Below are 14,971 nucleotides of genomic sequence, written 5' to 3' on the forward strand. Positions count from 1 at the left end.
CTCATACCATTATGCGTTTATTTATCGCCGAAAAACCAAGCTTAGCTCGCGCTATTGCTGATGTGCTCCCGAAACCCCATCAACGTGGGGATGGTTTTATTAAATGTGGCGATAATGATGTGGTAACTTGGTGTGTAGGGCATTTGCTCGAGCAAGCAGAACCCGATGCCTATGATCCTAAATTCAAACAATGGCGTTTAGAACATCTCCCAATCATTCCAGAAAAATGGCAACTTTTACCGCGAAAAGAAGTAAAAAAACAACTTTCTGTGGTGGAAAAACTAATCCATCAAGCGGATACACTTGTTAATGCAGGAGACCCTGATAGAGAAGGGCAATTACTTGTAGATGAAGTCTTCAGTTATGCCAATTTATCTGCCGAAAAACGCGATAAAATTTTACGCTGCTTGATTAGCGACCTAAATCCAAGTGCGGTAGAAAAAGCGGTTAAAAAATTACAACCCAACCGTAATTTTATTCCTCTTGCCACATCCGCTCTCGCACGAGCTCGCGCCGATTGGCTTTATGGCATTAATATGACCAGAGCTTATACCATTCGTGGCAGACAAACTGGCTATGATGGCGTGCTTTCGGTTGGACGAGTGCAAACCCCTGTGCTAGGTTTAATTGTACGTCGAGATTTAGAAATTAAGCATTTCCAGCCCAAAGACTTCTTTGAAGTACAGGCTTGGGTTAATCCAGAGAGCAAAGAAGAAAAAACTCCAGAAAAATCAACCGCACTTTTCAGTGCCTTATGGCAACCTAGCAAAGCTTGCGAGGATTACCAAGATGATGACGGCAGGGTGCTCTCTAAAGGATTAGCAGAAAACGTTGTAAAACGTATTACAAATCAACCAGCAGAAGTCACCGAATACAAAGACGTACGCGAGAAAGAAACGGCGCCCTTGCCTTATTCCCTTTCTGCGTTACAAATTGATGCAGCAAAGCGATTCGGTATGTCTGCTCAAGCCGTATTAGATACGTGCCAACGCCTATATGAAACTCATCGTTTAATTACTTATCCGCGTTCTGATTGTCGCTATTTGCCCGAAGAACATTTTGCTGAACGACACAATGTATTAAATGCAATTTCAACCCATTGTGAAGCTTATCAAGTCTTACCAAATGTCATTTCAACTGAACAGAGAAATCGCTGTTGGAATGATAAAAAAGTAGAAGCTCACCATGCAATCATTCCTACTGCCAAAAATCGTCCAGTAAATCTAACACAAGAAGAACGAAATATTTACAGCCTTATCGCTCGCCAATATTTAATGCAATTTTGCCCTGACGCAGAATATCGTAAAAGTAAAATCACATTAAATATCGCTGGCGGTACTTTTATAGCCCAAGCGCGAAATTTACAAACGGCTGGGTGGAAAGAATTGTTAGGCAAAGAAGACGACACAGAAAATCAAGAACCCTTATTACCAATAGTAAAGAAAGGACAAATTTTGCATTGTGAACGCGGAGAAGTGATGAGTAAAAAAACTCAGCCGCCAAAGCCTTTCACCGATGCAACCTTGCTTTCAGCAATGACGGGCATTGCACGATTTGTACAGAATAAAGAACTCAAAAAAATCCTGCGAGAAACCGATGGATTGGGTACAGAGGCTACTCGCGCTGGCATCATTGAATTACTTTTTAAACGCGGTTTTTTAACGAAAAAAGGGCGAAATATTCATAGTACAGAAACTGGAAGAATTTTAATTCAGGCATTACCAGATATTGCCACCCAACCAGATATGACGGCTCATTGGGAATCGCAACTCACAGACATTAGTCAAAAACAAGCAACCTATCAACAATTTATGCATAACTTGAATCAAATGTTGCCTGATTTAGTCCGTTTTGTAGATCTTAATGCATTAAGACAATTAAGCCGCATTAAAATGATTAAATCCGATAGAGCGAAACCTAAAAGTGCGGTAAAAAAATCCAGTAAATCAAACAGTGAAACTGATTAAAGTTAAACCAATTAATATTTTTTTTATGCAAAGCACTTGCGAGAAAATTGAATTTTCTATAACATTCACGACCAGTTTTCTTGCAAAATTGCAAATTAGAGAGAAAAAATGTATCAAGTTCTTTTATTTATTTATGTTGTTGTCGCGATTGCCTTGATCGGGTTTATTCTCGTTCAACAAGGTAAAGGAGCGAACGCTGGTGCATCTTTTGGTGGTGGCGCATCAGGTACAATGTTTGGCTCTGCTGGTGCAGGTAACTTTTTAACACGTACTAGTGCGATTTTAGCAACCGCATTTTTTGTTATTGCCCTTGTTTTAGGTAATATGAATTCACATAAAGGCAATGTTCAAAAAGGTACTTTTGATGATTTATCGCAAGCTGCAGAGCAAGTTCAACAACAAGCAGCTCCAGCGAAAGACAATAAAAATAGCGACATCCCACAATAAAATAGGATTAGTATAAAAAATTAACGCTCTGGTGGTGGAATTGGTAGACACGCTATCTTGAGGGGGTAGTGACCGCAGGTCGTGCGAGTTCAAGTCTCGCCCAGAGCACCATTTGACTAAACAAAGCCCCGCGAAACTAATCGCAGGGTTTTGTTTTATCTACTATTATTAGATTTATCTTATTTCCCGTCTCATACTCCATCACAATACGATCTCCAGGATTCAATATCAAAACGACAAACTATCGAAGATAAAACCTGATTATTAGATATAGCAAAGAGTTTTCCTTGAATGCCATCTAAAGGCCTTATTTCATTATTACAAGCTGTACAACATATCAAAGAAATTATCCCTTCTATAACAAGATCTAATCCTTATAAATGTACACAAGGTCCATATGAACATTTTTCTTTATTAATTTAAATCATCAATGTAAATACAAAAGAAAGAAGATAAAAAAAACAAAGGGATGGGAAGAAAGAGAATTAATTCTAATACTTAATAACTTCCGTTTTAAACAGGGAAATAATTTATGTGCTGGAATAAGAGATAGCAAAAAGCCGCTAAAATTCTTTAGCGGCTTTTCTGAATTTGGCTCCTCCTGCGGGACTCGAACCTGCGACATATGGATTAACAGTCCACCGTTCTACCGACTGAACTAAGGAGGAAATGGTGCCTCGAGGCGGAATCGAACCACCGACACGGGGATTTTCAATCCCCTGCTCTACCGACTGAGCTATCGAGGCGTTATCGTTATTGGCTACTGCCTGACAACGGAGCATATTAAACTATTTTTTCGGGATTCGGTCAACACCTAAATTTAAAAAAACACAAAAAAACGTTTCATTTGAATAGTTAATCATCAATATGTTTATTAAAACAACGAAATAATAAAATTATTTCAAAATAAACCGCACTTATTATAAAAAATGCTCGATGGTATTTCCCAACGAGCTTTTTTAATTATCTGAAAAAATTCAATTATCGTCTGACACGGAATTTTTTCTGTGCATTATCAACTTTCAGCAAATAATTGCGAGCCTGTGATGATGGGTGAGCAGTCGTTAGAATGCGATAAACTTGCTCTGGATACATTTGGTTAATTTTGTAAATCGCCATATCCTTATCATTATCAAAAACACGCAATACAGCACCGGCACCACTATTATATGCAGAAATCATTGCGAAACGTTTTGAGGTTGGATTCGTAATTCCATCTAAATATTGATTTTGTAAAATCCATAAATAAGATACGCCAGCATCAATATTATTAGCAGGATCATATAAATAACGCGTTGATGGTTGACCACCCTTTCCTTTCATTGCAAACACATCTCGACCTGCCGTATGAGGCACGACTTGCATTAATCCAATTGCATTTGCATAGCTAATCGCATATGGGTTAAAACTCGATTCTGTTTGCATAATACCTAAGATCAAACTTTCATCAATGCCATAACGTTCAGCCGCTTTACGAACCAATGGTAGATATTTCTGTGCGCGCACTTCTACGTGATTTGCAATCATTGGAATCGCAACAAATTGCACAGTATGCCCGTTTTGTAATCGACGAGTTTGTAATTTATTTTGAATCAAGTAAGTTGCAAAATTACTTGCAATAACTTGATTCGCAATTTGTTGCCCTTGATGATCCACAACCTGTCCTAAAAGGAATGGGCGAGAGCTAATCGGCACATCTCCAGATGCAAATAAATCAATACCCTTTGCGTCAGCCCCCATTAACAAGGTATGGACAATAGCATTGTGTAATCGATTGAGATCTTGCTGGGTTTCAATAACGATATTACCTTCATCAAAACTCACGTGGCTACGCGTATAAAAAGAATCTGTATATTTCACGTAATCTTTTCGACTAGCCACTAACAATTCATTGACGCCCCAAATACGGTCAATATTATGCGAGAATTGCCCTGTGAGAATATCTAACCCTTGCGTGTCTTTTGCAAAGGACTCATCATAATTCATGCCTCCACGATTCAACGAATCGCTACAAGCATACAAAAGCGGTAATAACGCTAATACTAAATACTTTTTCATTGTATAACAGCCAATTAATTTGATGGTGGAACATAACCTTCAATATGAACATCTTTACCTTCAAACAAAAAATTAACCATTTCTTGTTCTAATAATTTACGGTGCTCTGCATTCATCATATTAAGTTTTTTCTCATTCACTAGCATCGTTTGTTTCTTAATCCATTCGCTCCAAGCTTTCTTACTCACCGAATCAAAAATTCGTTTACCTAGTTCTCCAGGATAAAGTTGGAAATCTAAACCTTCCGCTTCTTGTTTGAGATACTCACAAAATACCATTCTTGCCATAATAATTCCTTGCAAATTGTATTAAAAGATTCTTCACAGGCTGAGCCAGCCCGATCTGTTCAGGATTCTGCGGATCATACCAATATTTGACCGCACTTGATAGGTTTGATTGATATTCTTTTGGACTTTCCACAACTTTGCGCCAATCTAAATTAGCTTGCTCAATATTAATTCCACCGTCCATTTCTGCATAAATAGGATAGATATCTAAATGGAAATGGCTAAAGGTATGACGAAAAGCTGGCCATTCTTGATAATAGCTGACTTTTTCTTGCGCTAAAAAATTAAGTAACGAAGCTTTATCTTCAAATTGTGGAAAACAAAACAATCCGCCCCATAACCCCGAGTTTTCCCGCTGCTCCAAGCACACTTTGCCATTTTTAGATAAAATCAAAAAATAAGTCTCTTTTTCTGGCATATTTATTTTCGGCTTTTTAGCAGGAAACGTTTCCCAACTATGATTTTTATAAGCTAAGCACTCCAAATTTAATGGGCAAAGTTCACATTTTGGTTTAGTTCGCGTACATACCATCGCGCCAATATCCATCATAGCTTGATTAAAATCCGCCACACGATCTATGGGTGTAACCTGTTCCGTCAACGTCCACAACTGATTTTCCACTTTTTTCTCACCAGGCCACCCTTCAACAGCAAAATAGCGAGCTAACACTCGCTTTACGTTGCCGTCTAAAATCGGATAAGGCTGATTTAATACAGAAGATAAAATAGCACCAGCTGTCGATCGCCCCACGCCTGGTAACGCCCAAACCTGCTCAAAATTTGTTGGGAAATTTCCATTAAATTCATCCCGCACTTTCTGAGCAGCCTTATGCAAATTACGCGCCCGAGCGTAATAGCCTAAACCAGACCATAAATGCAAAACTTCGTCTTGCGAAGCATTGGCAAGTGCGGTGATATTTGGAAATGTTTTAATAAATCGCTCAAAATAAGGAATGACTGTCGCGACTTGTGTTTGTTGTAACATCACCTCAGAAAGCCACACACCATAAAGTGTTTTATCTTGTTGCCACGGCAAATGTTTGCGGCCAAATTTGTCATACCATTTCAGCACAGATTGTGCAAAAGGTGCGTTACTTGAAGATTTTGCTAACATAAAAGAAAAGTGCGGATTAAAAATCCCAATGATTTTACATGAAAATAGGGCTTGTTTATCTGTATTTTTTCAGTATAATCCGCGATCTATTTGGTGCCAATTATGGCGTATTATTAACTCACGCGGTGTGGGGAGAAAGTTCCTATAGCGGCGTGGCTTCATTTTGAGGTTTTCTATGAAACAAGGTATTCATCCTGAATATAAAGAAATCACAGCAACCTGTTCTTGCGGTAATGTGATCAAAACTCGTTCAACTTTAGGTAAAGACATCAATCTTGATGTGTGTGGTAACTGCCACCCATTCTACACTGGTAAACAACGTGTTGTTGATACTGGTGGTCGTGTTGAGCGTTTCAACAGCCGTTTCAAAATTCCAAGCACAAAATAATTTGGACTTGCTTCGAGACCCTACCAAATGGTGGGGTTTTGTTTTATCTAGATAATGTATAAAATAGCCAAATCTAAATTGAATAAGAAATACCTATGCATACCAATTATGTTATAAGCCTTTCATCTGCTTTTCAACGTCGTGAACATATCATCCAAGAATTTGGAAAACATCATATTCCTTTTGAATTCTATGATGCTATAACCCCATCAGAATGCCTTAATCAACTCATTCAAACTTATTTGCCAAATCTTGCTCATGCTAAACTTTCAGAAGGGGAGAAAGCATGTTTTATGAGTCATTATATGCTATGGAAAAAATGCATAGATGAGAACCTTCCTTATATATATATTTTTGAAGATGATGTATTGCTAGGTGAGGATGCTTATTCATTTTTAGCTGAAGATGAATGGTTAAAGGAGCGATTTGGTTCAGATGATAGTTTTATTTTGAGATTTGAAACTTTTTTGAAGCCAGCAAAATGTGAAAATGTAAAGATCTCATCGTTTAAGAGTAGGTTGATCTTAAAATTAGTCGAAGAGCAGTATGGGTTAGCTGCATATGTTATATCCAGAAATGCCGTTATCAGTTTGTTTAAGCAAATGTCCACGCTCACATCGGATAATATTGATGCCATTGATATTTTGGCATTTAGAGATTTTCTGAATTTAGATAATGTATATAGTTACCAAATGATACCAGCTATAAGTATTCAAGAATTACAATGGAAAAAGAGTAAAAGTGTTTTATATAGTCAGTTAGAAGATGAACGTTATAAAATATTAAAAGGTAATAAAGCTAAAAATTCGAAGAAAACATTAATAGAACGTCTCTTTCGATTAATAACCAAACCTAAGAGACTCTTATATAAGAGAAAGAGAAAAAAATATATAGTACCATTTAGATAGATTATGCTTAGCAATATTAAATTAGTTAATAAAAAATTAGATCTGATTATTAATCATAATAATCAGAATAATAATATAGTATTCTAATCATATTTTAAGTACTCTAAATATATCGGTATATCAATATTATCAATTTTAGAGAATAACGTTCATGAAAACTATAACTTTCATATATTTGTTAATAAGATTGATATATTAGATTTAAACAGAATAAGATCATTGCCATATAAAAACATAAATATTTTCTTTTACTGGTTAGATGATAGTATTGTTGAGGGTTTACAAACGACCCAACATTTTTCAAAAGGTATGTATTATAGGCTGCTTATCCCTTATATTTTACATAGAAAAATAGATACTTTTCTATATTTAGATACGGATGTTATATGTGTCGGAGATATATCTGAAATATTTTCTACTAATTTATCTGAAAAGGTTGTAGCAGCTGTACCTGATACAATAGAAGAATATCATTTATACAGACTACATGAATTGGGATTTAAGAAAGAATCAACATATTTTAATTCTGGAGTAATGTATATAAATACTAGTGCATGGGTTAATAACAAAATCACTGAGAAATTTCTTAGTTTAATTAGTATGAATTCTTATGTTTATCCAGATCAAGATGTGCTTAACCTGATATTAAATAATGGTTCTGTTATATTTTTATCAGAAAAGTTTAATTACCAAAAATGGTTAAAACTATCTAGGGAAAATTTTTATGAAGAATGTAAATTTGTTTCTTTAGTTCATTTTATTGGACCTCATAAACCTTGGTCTATATCTGGTTACAATAGAATCTATAATTATTATAAAAGTAGATCATTTTGGAAAAAGCAAGAATTTGAAAATATTGATACTACATTAGGGTTAAAAAAAGCATCTAAATACTTTTGGAAAGATGGTAATAAATTTATTTCAGTATGGTATCACATCAAATATTTAATAAGAAAGTTAAAGAGACTAAAATGAAAACATTACCGATCTATATTATTAACCTAGAAAAATCTACTGATCGTAAAGCTTATATGCAGGCTCAGTTTGATCAATTATTTTTGGATAACCCAGAACAGGCTATTCATTTCTTTAAGGCAATTAATGGAAAAGAAAATCCGAATCATCCCTTATTCCAACACTATAATGAGAAGAAGAGATTGAATGTGAAAGGGTATCCACTCACACTCAATCAACTAGGGTGTTATGCTAGCCATTATTCAATGTGGGAAAAATGTGTTGAGTTAGATAGCCCAATTATTGTGTTGGAAGATGATGCTAAGTTTAAAGATAATTTTCTAGATGTGCTCGATTTTATTAATAGTGAGAAAAATACCTTTGAGTTTTTTTGGTTGCAGCCTGACCGCTTAAAAAATAAAAGAAAATTAGTGGCGGATTTTGGGCATTTCTTTGTTTATCAATTTAATAAAGGTTTTATTGGTGCAACAGGTTATTATTTAACACCTAAAGCGGCTAAGAAATTTTTAGAGCAAAGCCAAGAATGGTATTTAACCGTGGATGTTACAATGGACCGTTTTTTTGAAAATAAAGTCCCACCTTATGCAATTGTACCGTTTTGCTTAGAGGCTGATTACGAAATTGAATCAACTATTTTTGAAAAGCAGAAGAAAGTCAAGACATTAAAAACAGTGATTGCAAGAGAATTATTTAATATCAGTACAAGTATTAAAAGGAATATTTATAATTTGTTGCATTCATAAATGACAAAGTGCGATTCTTTTTGATCTACTCCCAAAAAATTAGAGTGTTATTTAAAGGATTGTTTTCGGTACTCTATCGGACTCAGTCCTTTTAATTTTAGTTGAATCCGTCGGTGATTATAGTAATCCAAATAATCTCTGACTGCATCAACTTTGCATATTTGGGTTTCATCAGCGGTTGTTATGATGGTTTGCGGAGAATAAGTCCTTTTATGCCACTTTATTCAAACCGTTCCAACCATTTCCCGACTAAGGCGTCAGAAGGAATATTGTACTTCTATGATACTCATTTTTCGATTCAGAATAGGTTGAAGAACCTGTAATTTAAATTAGATTGTATAGTGTTTACCCATAATAAAATCTGCACCTCAATTGTTGGTTATTGGTCCAACTTTTGGAGTGCAGATCAAAATTACCCACACTTTGAATATTAAATTAAAAAAGTAAAGCGATAAATTAAAGGTAGTAATGTTCTACGTAATTTAATTTATCATCTAGTTTTAATACTAAAGGTTGGCCAGTTGGAATTTCAAAATCCATAATTTCAGCATCAGAAATACCGATAATATGTTTTGCCAACGCACGGAGTGAGTTACCGTGAGCAACAACTAAAACACGTTTACCAGAAAGCATTGCTGGTGCAATTTGGTCTTCCCAGAATGGAAGTGCACGCTCTAAAGTAATTTTTAAATTTTCTGCATTCGGCACTACGTCAGATGGAATATTTGCGTAACGACGGTCATTGTGTGCAGAATTTGGATCTTGTGGATCTAGATCTGGTGGAGAAATGTCATAAGAACGACGCCAAATATGAACTTGTTCGTCACCGTATTGTTCCGCAGTCGCTTTTTTATCTAAACCTTGTAAAGCACCATAATGACGTTCATTTAAACGCCAGTTTTTCACTTGAGGAATCCATAATTGATGAGATTCTTCTAACACGATGTTACAAGTTTTGATTGCACGAGTTAGCACAGATGTAAATGCGATATCAAACTCATAGCCAGCATCTAATAATTTTTTGCCCGCTGCTTTTGCTTCTTCTACGCCACGTTCTGTTAAATTTACATCACGCCAGCCAGTGAACAAGTTTTTCGCATTCCATTCACTAAAACCGTGACGGATAAATACTAATTCCATAAGAATCTCCTAAAATTTAAGTAAAAGATAACTCGCACTTTATAGCAAAAATTGAGTATGTTTAAAAGCAAAAAGGCGAGTTTTCCTGATCTTTAGCAAAAAATAGGGGCTAAACTTTTTCGCCTTTTAACAAATGTGATAAGATTTGTGCGTTTTTAAGAATTTAGGAAAAATTATGCTGTATTCGGGATTAAACAAAAAAATATCACCATTTTTCACCGCGCTTTTTAGCTGCGGTTTGTTGATTTTTTCCCCAATAAGTCATGCTTCCGATCTTAATCAGCTTCAAAAGCAAATTAAGCAACAAGAATCTAAAATTGCTGAACAAAAACGCGTGCAATCTAAGCTACAAGCTAATTTGAAAAACCATGAAAGTAAAATTAATGCTGTCGTGGGTGAGTTACATGAAACGGAAATGAGCTTGAAAGAAATTCGCAAGCAAATTTCTGATTCAGATAAACAACTCAAACAATTGGAAAAACAAGAATCTGAACAAAAATCACGCTTAGCGAAACAAATGGATATGATTTATCGCTCAGGTTTAAATCCTTCCGTAATTGAAAGAATGTTTTCTAAAAATGCGGAAAAAGCAGAACGCATGAAAGTGTACTATCAACATTTAAACCAAGTTCGAATAGAAATAATTGATAGTTTAAAAGCAACACAAGCTCAAATTGTATCTCAAAAAGAATCAATTTTAGGTCAGCAAAAAAATCATCGAGATCAACTTTTAACGCAAAAAAAACAGCAACAAGAATTACAAAAATCACAACAAGAACGCCAATCTACGCTAAATGAACTTAATAAGAATTTAGCGAGAGATCAAAATAAATTGGATAGCCTAAAGGCTAATGAACAAGCGCTCCGTCAAGAAATTCAACGTGCAGAAAAAGCAGCCTTAGAACAAGAAAAAAGAGAGCGTGACGCGCTTTCACAGCGACAAAAAGCTGAAGAAAAACGGACTTCAAAACCTTATCAACCGACAGCACAAGAACGTCAGTTGCTTAACAGTACAAGTGGTTTAGGGATTGCCAAAAAACAATATTCAGCACCAGTTTCAGGGCCAACTTTACATAATTTTGGAACGATTCAGGCAGGTGAAGTTCGTTGGAAAGGTATGGTTATTGGTGCCTCAGCTGGAACTGCCGTCAAAGCGATTGCGGTTGGACGTGTCATTTTAGCGGGGTATTTGAATGGCTACGGTTATATGGTCATCGTCAAACATGGTGAAACCGACTTAAGTTTGTATGGTTTTAATCAAGCCGTATTAGTAAAAGTTGGTCAACTTGTTTCTGCGGGACAAACTATTGCTCAAGTGGGCAATACTGGTGAAATTTCGCGTTCCGCACTCTATTTTGGAATTAGCCGAAAAGGCACACCAGTGAATCCAACTGGATGGATTCGTTAATGAAACTTCTCATAAAAAATGCGGTGAAAAATTTCATCATTTTTTCTACCGCACTTTATACTTCCATCTCCCTTGCGCAAGATAAACTTGCTATTGTTATTGATGATGTCGGCTATCATCTCAAAGAAGATGCGGCTATTTTTGCAATGCCGCGTGAAATTTCCGTCGCAATTATTCCTGCTGCACCTCATGCTCGAGCACGTAATCAAGAAGCAAAATCTCAAGGTCGAGACATTTTAATTCATATGCCGATGCAACCTATGAGTGCGGTAAAAATAGAAGATGGAGGGCTGCATTTAGGAATGTCTTCAGCACAGGTCAACGATCGGGTAAATACAGCCAAAAATATCGTGAATGATGCAATTGGTATGAATAATCACATGGGCAGCGCGGCTACGGCCGATCCCCAATTAATGACTTATTTAATGACAGCACTTCAAGAAAAACATTTATTCTTTTTAGATAGTCGAACAATAGGAAAATCTGTAGCAGGAAAAATAGCAAAAGAACAAGGGGTTCGTTCATTAGATCGCCATATATTTTTAGATGACAGTAACGAACTAGCTGACGTTCAACATCAATTTCAAGCTGCAATTCAATATGCAAGAAAACATGGTACCGCGATTGCGATAGGACATCCTCGTCCAAATACAATAGCGGTGTTACAAGCAGGTCTTAACAATTTACCAGCAGATATCCAACTGGTAGGAATGGGCAATTTATGGCGTAATGAAAAAGTAATTCCACCTAAACCATTTATTCTATTATTTACAGAAATGCCTGCGCCAACCTCAATGGAACCTTTTGAACCCGTAGGATTACTACGCGGAATTCCAAAATAAAAACCTGATTTTACAATCAGGTTTTTGTCTTATTTAGAAAGTGCATTTCTTAATTTACCTTGATGTCTTTCTAATAATGCCTTCGCCTCTAATTTTGATAAATTACTTAAAATCATCATAATTGCAAGCTTGGCATTTTGCTCTGCTTCAATTAATGTGTGCTCAGCGAGCGTTTTATCGCAATCCGTTGCTTGCATTACGATACGCACGGCGCGTGCTTTAAGCTTTTCATTACTGGCTTGTACATCGACCATCAAATTTTCGTAACATTTACCCAATAAAATCATACTTGCCGTAGTCAGCATATTCAGTACCATTTTTTGTGCGGTACCAGATTTTAAGCGACTAGATCCTGTCAATATTTCAGGGCCAACGATAGTCTCTATCGCAATATCGGCTATCTCAGCCATCGCAGATTTTGGATTACTTGCAATAGAAACTGTCAAAGCACCAAGAGATTTAGCGTACTGAAGACCTGCAATAACATAAGGTGTGCGGCCACTTGCAGCTATTCCTACTAATACATCATTTTTTGAGAAATTTATGCTTTGTAGCTCCTCAAGTACAGCTTTCGTATTGTCTTCTGCCCCTTCTACGGGATGACGGATAGCATGTTCGCCCCCCGCAATAATACCTTTGACCATTTCCGAAGATACACCAAATGTAGGAGGACATTCTGATGCATCCAATACGCCAAGACGACCGCTCGTCCCAGCCCCAATATATACTAGACGCCCGCCCTGTTTAAAAGCATGAACGATTTTATCTACCGCTAACGAAATCTCTGGCAAACATGCTTCAATAGCTAAAGGAACTTGTTTATCTTCCTTATTCATTAATCGAACAATATCTAAAGCACTTTGACGATCAATATCAACTGAGTTCGGATTTCGTTGTTCCGTAATTAACGTGGATAAACTTTTTAATATAATGTCATTCATATTTTAACCTTAGTCTTTGGGAAAAATAGCCCCCAAACTAACCGCACTTTTTGCGCCAGTTACGCTAGGCAGGTTTGCTGGTAAATTGTTCATTCGACAATAAGCTAACCAAGCAAAAGCAGCGGCTTCCACATAATCAATATCAAAACCTTGCTCTGTTGTTGTACCTATCTGCCAATCGAGTAAATTATCATGCAATCCACGCATAATTAAGCTATTCTTTGCACCGCCGCCACATACTAGTAAACGTTTTGGTAAATCTGTTTGAAGCTGATTTAGTGCATTAACAATGCTTGTTACCGTCAATTCAACAAGCGTCGCTTGCACATCTTCTGGGGATAATGTGATTTTGGAGCAAAGCGCGGTAAGTTTTTCAGATGCTTTTTCTACTTTGCCAATTAACCACTCAAGATTAAATAACTCTCTCCCTGTACTTTTTGGAGCGGGTAAAGAGAAAAAAGGTTCATTTAATAATTCATCAAGCAGAACTTGGTTCACGTTGCCTTTTGCTGCCCACTCGCCATTTTCATCATAACGAAGCCCTTGATGTTTTTCGATCCATTGATCTAATAATGTATTACCTGGACCTGTATCAAAGCCAATTACAGGTTGATTAGGAAACAATATAGAAACATTACTAATCCCACCAATATTTAAAACAACTGTGGCAAAATTAGGATTTGAGAATACAGCTTTGTGGAAAGCGGGTACAAGAGGAGCGCCTTGTCCGCCTAATGCCATATCTTTACGACGAAAATCACCAATAACAGATATTCCCGTTTTCGCTACCAATAAATTCATATCGCCTAGTTGCATCGTGAAAGGAAATGCTGAAGCAGGAGAGTGCCATACTGTCTGTCCATGACAACCAATAGCTTCAATTTGGCTTGGAATAAGATTATATTTTTGTAGAAAAGTATTTACACAATCGCAATACAGTAAAGCAAGCTCATGATCGAGTTCGCCTAAATTTTGTAGAGTTGTTTCACCAGCTTGAATGAGTTTGGTTAATTTCTGACGTAAATTTTCTGGCATAAGAAAAAAATCAGATAAGATAAGTCTAGGCTCTAGAGAAAAATCAACGAGAGCGACATCTACTCCATCTAGACTAGTGCCTGACATCATGCCAAGATAATATTGAGGTTTCATACTAATTATTTTTATATTTTGAACTCAATAATTATATATCTAATTCAAAAAGAAAAATAAAAAGAATTATTAAATAATATAAAAAAGGTATGAGTATAAAGATATTTTATGATCAATTGAAAAGAATATTTTAATGGCAGGGGCGGAGAGGCTCGAACTCCCAACACCCGGTTTTGGAGACCGGTGCTCTACCAATTGAACTACGCCCCTATTGGTATGAATAAATTGGCGGAATGGACGGGACTCGAACCCGCGACCCCCTGCGTGACAGGCAGGTATTCTAACCAGCTGAACTACCACTCCGCTAAATGTGGTAATTGGCAGTGCCTTACTCTCACATGGGGATACCCCACACTACCATCAGCGTTACAACATTTCACTTCTGAGTTCGGTATGGTATCAGGTGGATCTATTGCACTATCTCTGCCAAAAATTTTTTATTTTTTTAATTTACTCAATGAATAAACTAAAAAAATAAACCTGGCGGTGCCCTACTCTCACATGGGGATGCCCCACACTACCATCGGCATTACAGCGTTTCACTTCTGAGTTCGGTATGGTTCAGGTGGTTCCACCGCACTATCGCCGCCAGGATAATTCTTTG

13 protein-coding genes, 5 tRNA genes, 2 rRNA genes and 2 pseudogenes are annotated in these 14,971 nt (G+C 36.6%); 9 read left to right on the forward strand and 13 right to left on the reverse strand.

The window, feature by feature from the left end:
* The first annotated feature begins 11 nt into the window (after positions 1-11).
* The 3 genes from DV424_RS07130 (at position 12) to DV424_RS07140 (ending at position 2,525) form a co-directional block, all read left to right on the forward strand.
* On the forward strand, positions 12-1,967 hold the full coding sequence (locus tag DV424_RS07130; RefSeq protein WP_118859558.1) for a DNA topoisomerase III: 1,956 nt from the start codon (positions 12-14) through the stop codon (positions 1,965-1,967).
* A 108-nt stretch (positions 1,968-2,075) separates the two neighbouring features.
* Entirely contained in the window at positions 2,076-2,414 is a 339-nt protein-coding gene (gene secG / locus DV424_RS07135) for a preprotein translocase subunit SecG (RefSeq protein WP_005693717.1), read from the forward strand.
* Between the two features lie 25 nt (positions 2,415-2,439).
* Positions 2,440-2,525, forward strand: a tRNA-Leu gene (locus tag DV424_RS07140).
* Between the two features lie 481 nt (positions 2,526-3,006).
* Here the strand turns inward: DV424_RS07140 and DV424_RS07145 are convergent.
* From DV424_RS07145 to mutY, 5 genes are all read right to left on the reverse strand, one after another.
* Positions 3,007-3,082, reverse strand: a tRNA-Asn gene (locus DV424_RS07145).
* A gap of 2 nt (positions 3,083-3,084) precedes the next feature.
* A tRNA-Phe gene (locus DV424_RS07150) sits at positions 3,085-3,160 on the reverse strand.
* 235 nt (positions 3,161-3,395) lie between these two features.
* On the reverse strand, positions 3,396-4,472 hold the full coding sequence (mltC, locus tag DV424_RS07155) for a membrane-bound lytic murein transglycosylase MltC (protein ID WP_118859559.1): 1,077 nt from the start codon (positions 4,470-4,472) through the stop codon (positions 3,396-3,398).
* Positions 4,473-4,486: 14 nt separating this feature from the next.
* Positions 4,487-4,759: an oxidative damage protection protein gene (locus DV424_RS07160; RefSeq protein WP_046950326.1), complete on the reverse strand. Its 273-nt coding sequence runs from the start codon at positions 4,757-4,759 to the stop codon at positions 4,487-4,489.
* Entirely contained in the window at positions 4,737-5,873 is a 1,137-nt protein-coding gene (mutY, locus tag DV424_RS07165) for an A/G-specific adenine glycosylase (protein WP_118859560.1), read from the reverse strand. Before mutY ends, DV424_RS07160 begins: the two co-directional genes overlap by 23 nt.
* Positions 5,874-6,048: 175 nt before the next feature.
* On the opposite strand from mutY, the gene rpmE reads away from it, so the two are divergent.
* From rpmE to DV424_RS07185, 4 genes and pseudogenes are all read left to right on the forward strand, one after another.
* Positions 6,049-6,261 (forward strand): 50S ribosomal protein L31, encoded by a 213-nt coding sequence (gene rpmE, locus DV424_RS07170; protein WP_005625828.1) that lies wholly within the window; start codon positions 6,049-6,051, stop codon positions 6,259-6,261.
* A gap of 95 nt (positions 6,262-6,356) precedes the next feature.
* Complete coding sequence (locus DV424_RS07175; protein WP_118859561.1) at positions 6,357-7,169, forward strand: glycosyltransferase family 25 protein; 813 nt, start codon at positions 6,357-6,359, stop codon at positions 7,167-7,169.
* 108 nt (positions 7,170-7,277) lie between these two features.
* Positions 7,278-8,144 (forward strand): annotated as a pseudogene (locus DV424_RS07180) (glycosyltransferase family 8 protein); the annotation flags it as partial.
* Positions 8,141-8,887, forward strand: a complete 747-nt coding sequence (locus tag DV424_RS07185; RefSeq protein WP_118859563.1) for a glycosyltransferase family 25 protein — start codon at positions 8,141-8,143, stop codon at positions 8,885-8,887. The pseudogene DV424_RS07180 and the gene DV424_RS07185, both read left to right, overlap by 4 nt.
* A 47-nt stretch (positions 8,888-8,934) precedes the next feature.
* Here DV424_RS07185 and DV424_RS09005 read toward each other — a convergent pair.
* Together DV424_RS09005 and DV424_RS07195 are read right to left on the reverse strand one after the other, a co-directional pair.
* Positions 8,935-9,033 (reverse strand): annotated as a pseudogene (locus tag DV424_RS09005) (IS3 family transposase); the annotation flags it as partial.
* A gap of 310 nt (positions 9,034-9,343) precedes the next feature.
* Entirely contained in the window at positions 9,344-10,027 is a 684-nt protein-coding gene (locus DV424_RS07195) for a 2,3-diphosphoglycerate-dependent phosphoglycerate mutase (RefSeq protein WP_005625827.1), read from the reverse strand.
* A 175-nt stretch (positions 10,028-10,202) separates the two neighbouring features.
* Here DV424_RS07195 and envC point away from each other — a divergent pair, with 175 nt between their 5' ends.
* Both envC and DV424_RS07205 read left to right on the forward strand, forming a co-directional pair.
* Entirely contained in the window at positions 10,203-11,435 is a 1,233-nt protein-coding gene (envC, locus tag DV424_RS07200) for a murein hydrolase activator EnvC (RefSeq protein ID WP_118859565.1), read from the forward strand.
* The gene (locus DV424_RS07205) at positions 11,435-12,277 is read left to right on the forward strand and encodes a divergent polysaccharide deacetylase family protein (protein WP_118859566.1); all 843 of its coding nucleotides are present in this window, start codon (positions 11,435-11,437) and stop codon (positions 12,275-12,277) included. Before envC ends, DV424_RS07205 begins: the two co-directional genes overlap by 1 nt.
* A gap of 29 nt (positions 12,278-12,306) precedes the next feature.
* Here the strand turns inward: DV424_RS07205 and murQ are convergent, their stop codons facing one another.
* The 6 genes from murQ to rrf (DV424_RS07235) all read right to left on the reverse strand — a co-directional run bounded on the left by murQ (position 12,307) and on the right by rrf (DV424_RS07235) (position 14,960).
* Complete coding sequence (gene murQ, locus DV424_RS07210) at positions 12,307-13,218, reverse strand: N-acetylmuramic acid 6-phosphate etherase (RefSeq protein ID WP_118859567.1); 912 nt, start codon at positions 13,216-13,218, stop codon at positions 12,307-12,309.
* A gap of 9 nt (positions 13,219-13,227) precedes the next feature.
* Positions 13,228-14,367 (reverse strand): anhydro-N-acetylmuramic acid kinase, encoded by a 1,140-nt coding sequence (locus DV424_RS07215; protein WP_192880666.1) that lies wholly within the window; start codon positions 14,365-14,367, stop codon positions 13,228-13,230.
* A 134-nt stretch (positions 14,368-14,501) separates the two neighbouring features.
* Positions 14,502-14,577 (reverse strand) — tRNA-Trp (locus DV424_RS07220).
* Between the two features lie 16 nt (positions 14,578-14,593).
* Positions 14,594-14,670, reverse strand: a tRNA-Asp gene (locus DV424_RS07225).
* A gap of 12 nt (positions 14,671-14,682) precedes the next feature.
* Positions 14,683-14,798, reverse strand: a 5S ribosomal RNA gene (rrf, locus tag DV424_RS07230).
* Between the two features lie 47 nt (positions 14,799-14,845).
* Positions 14,846-14,960, reverse strand: a 5S ribosomal RNA gene (gene rrf, locus DV424_RS07235).
* Between the last annotated feature and the right edge of the window lie 11 nt (positions 14,961-14,971).

The organism is Haemophilus haemolyticus, from assembly GCF_003493605.1.
Classification (GTDB): domain Bacteria; phylum Pseudomonadota; class Gammaproteobacteria; order Enterobacterales; family Pasteurellaceae; genus Haemophilus; species Haemophilus haemolyticus_J.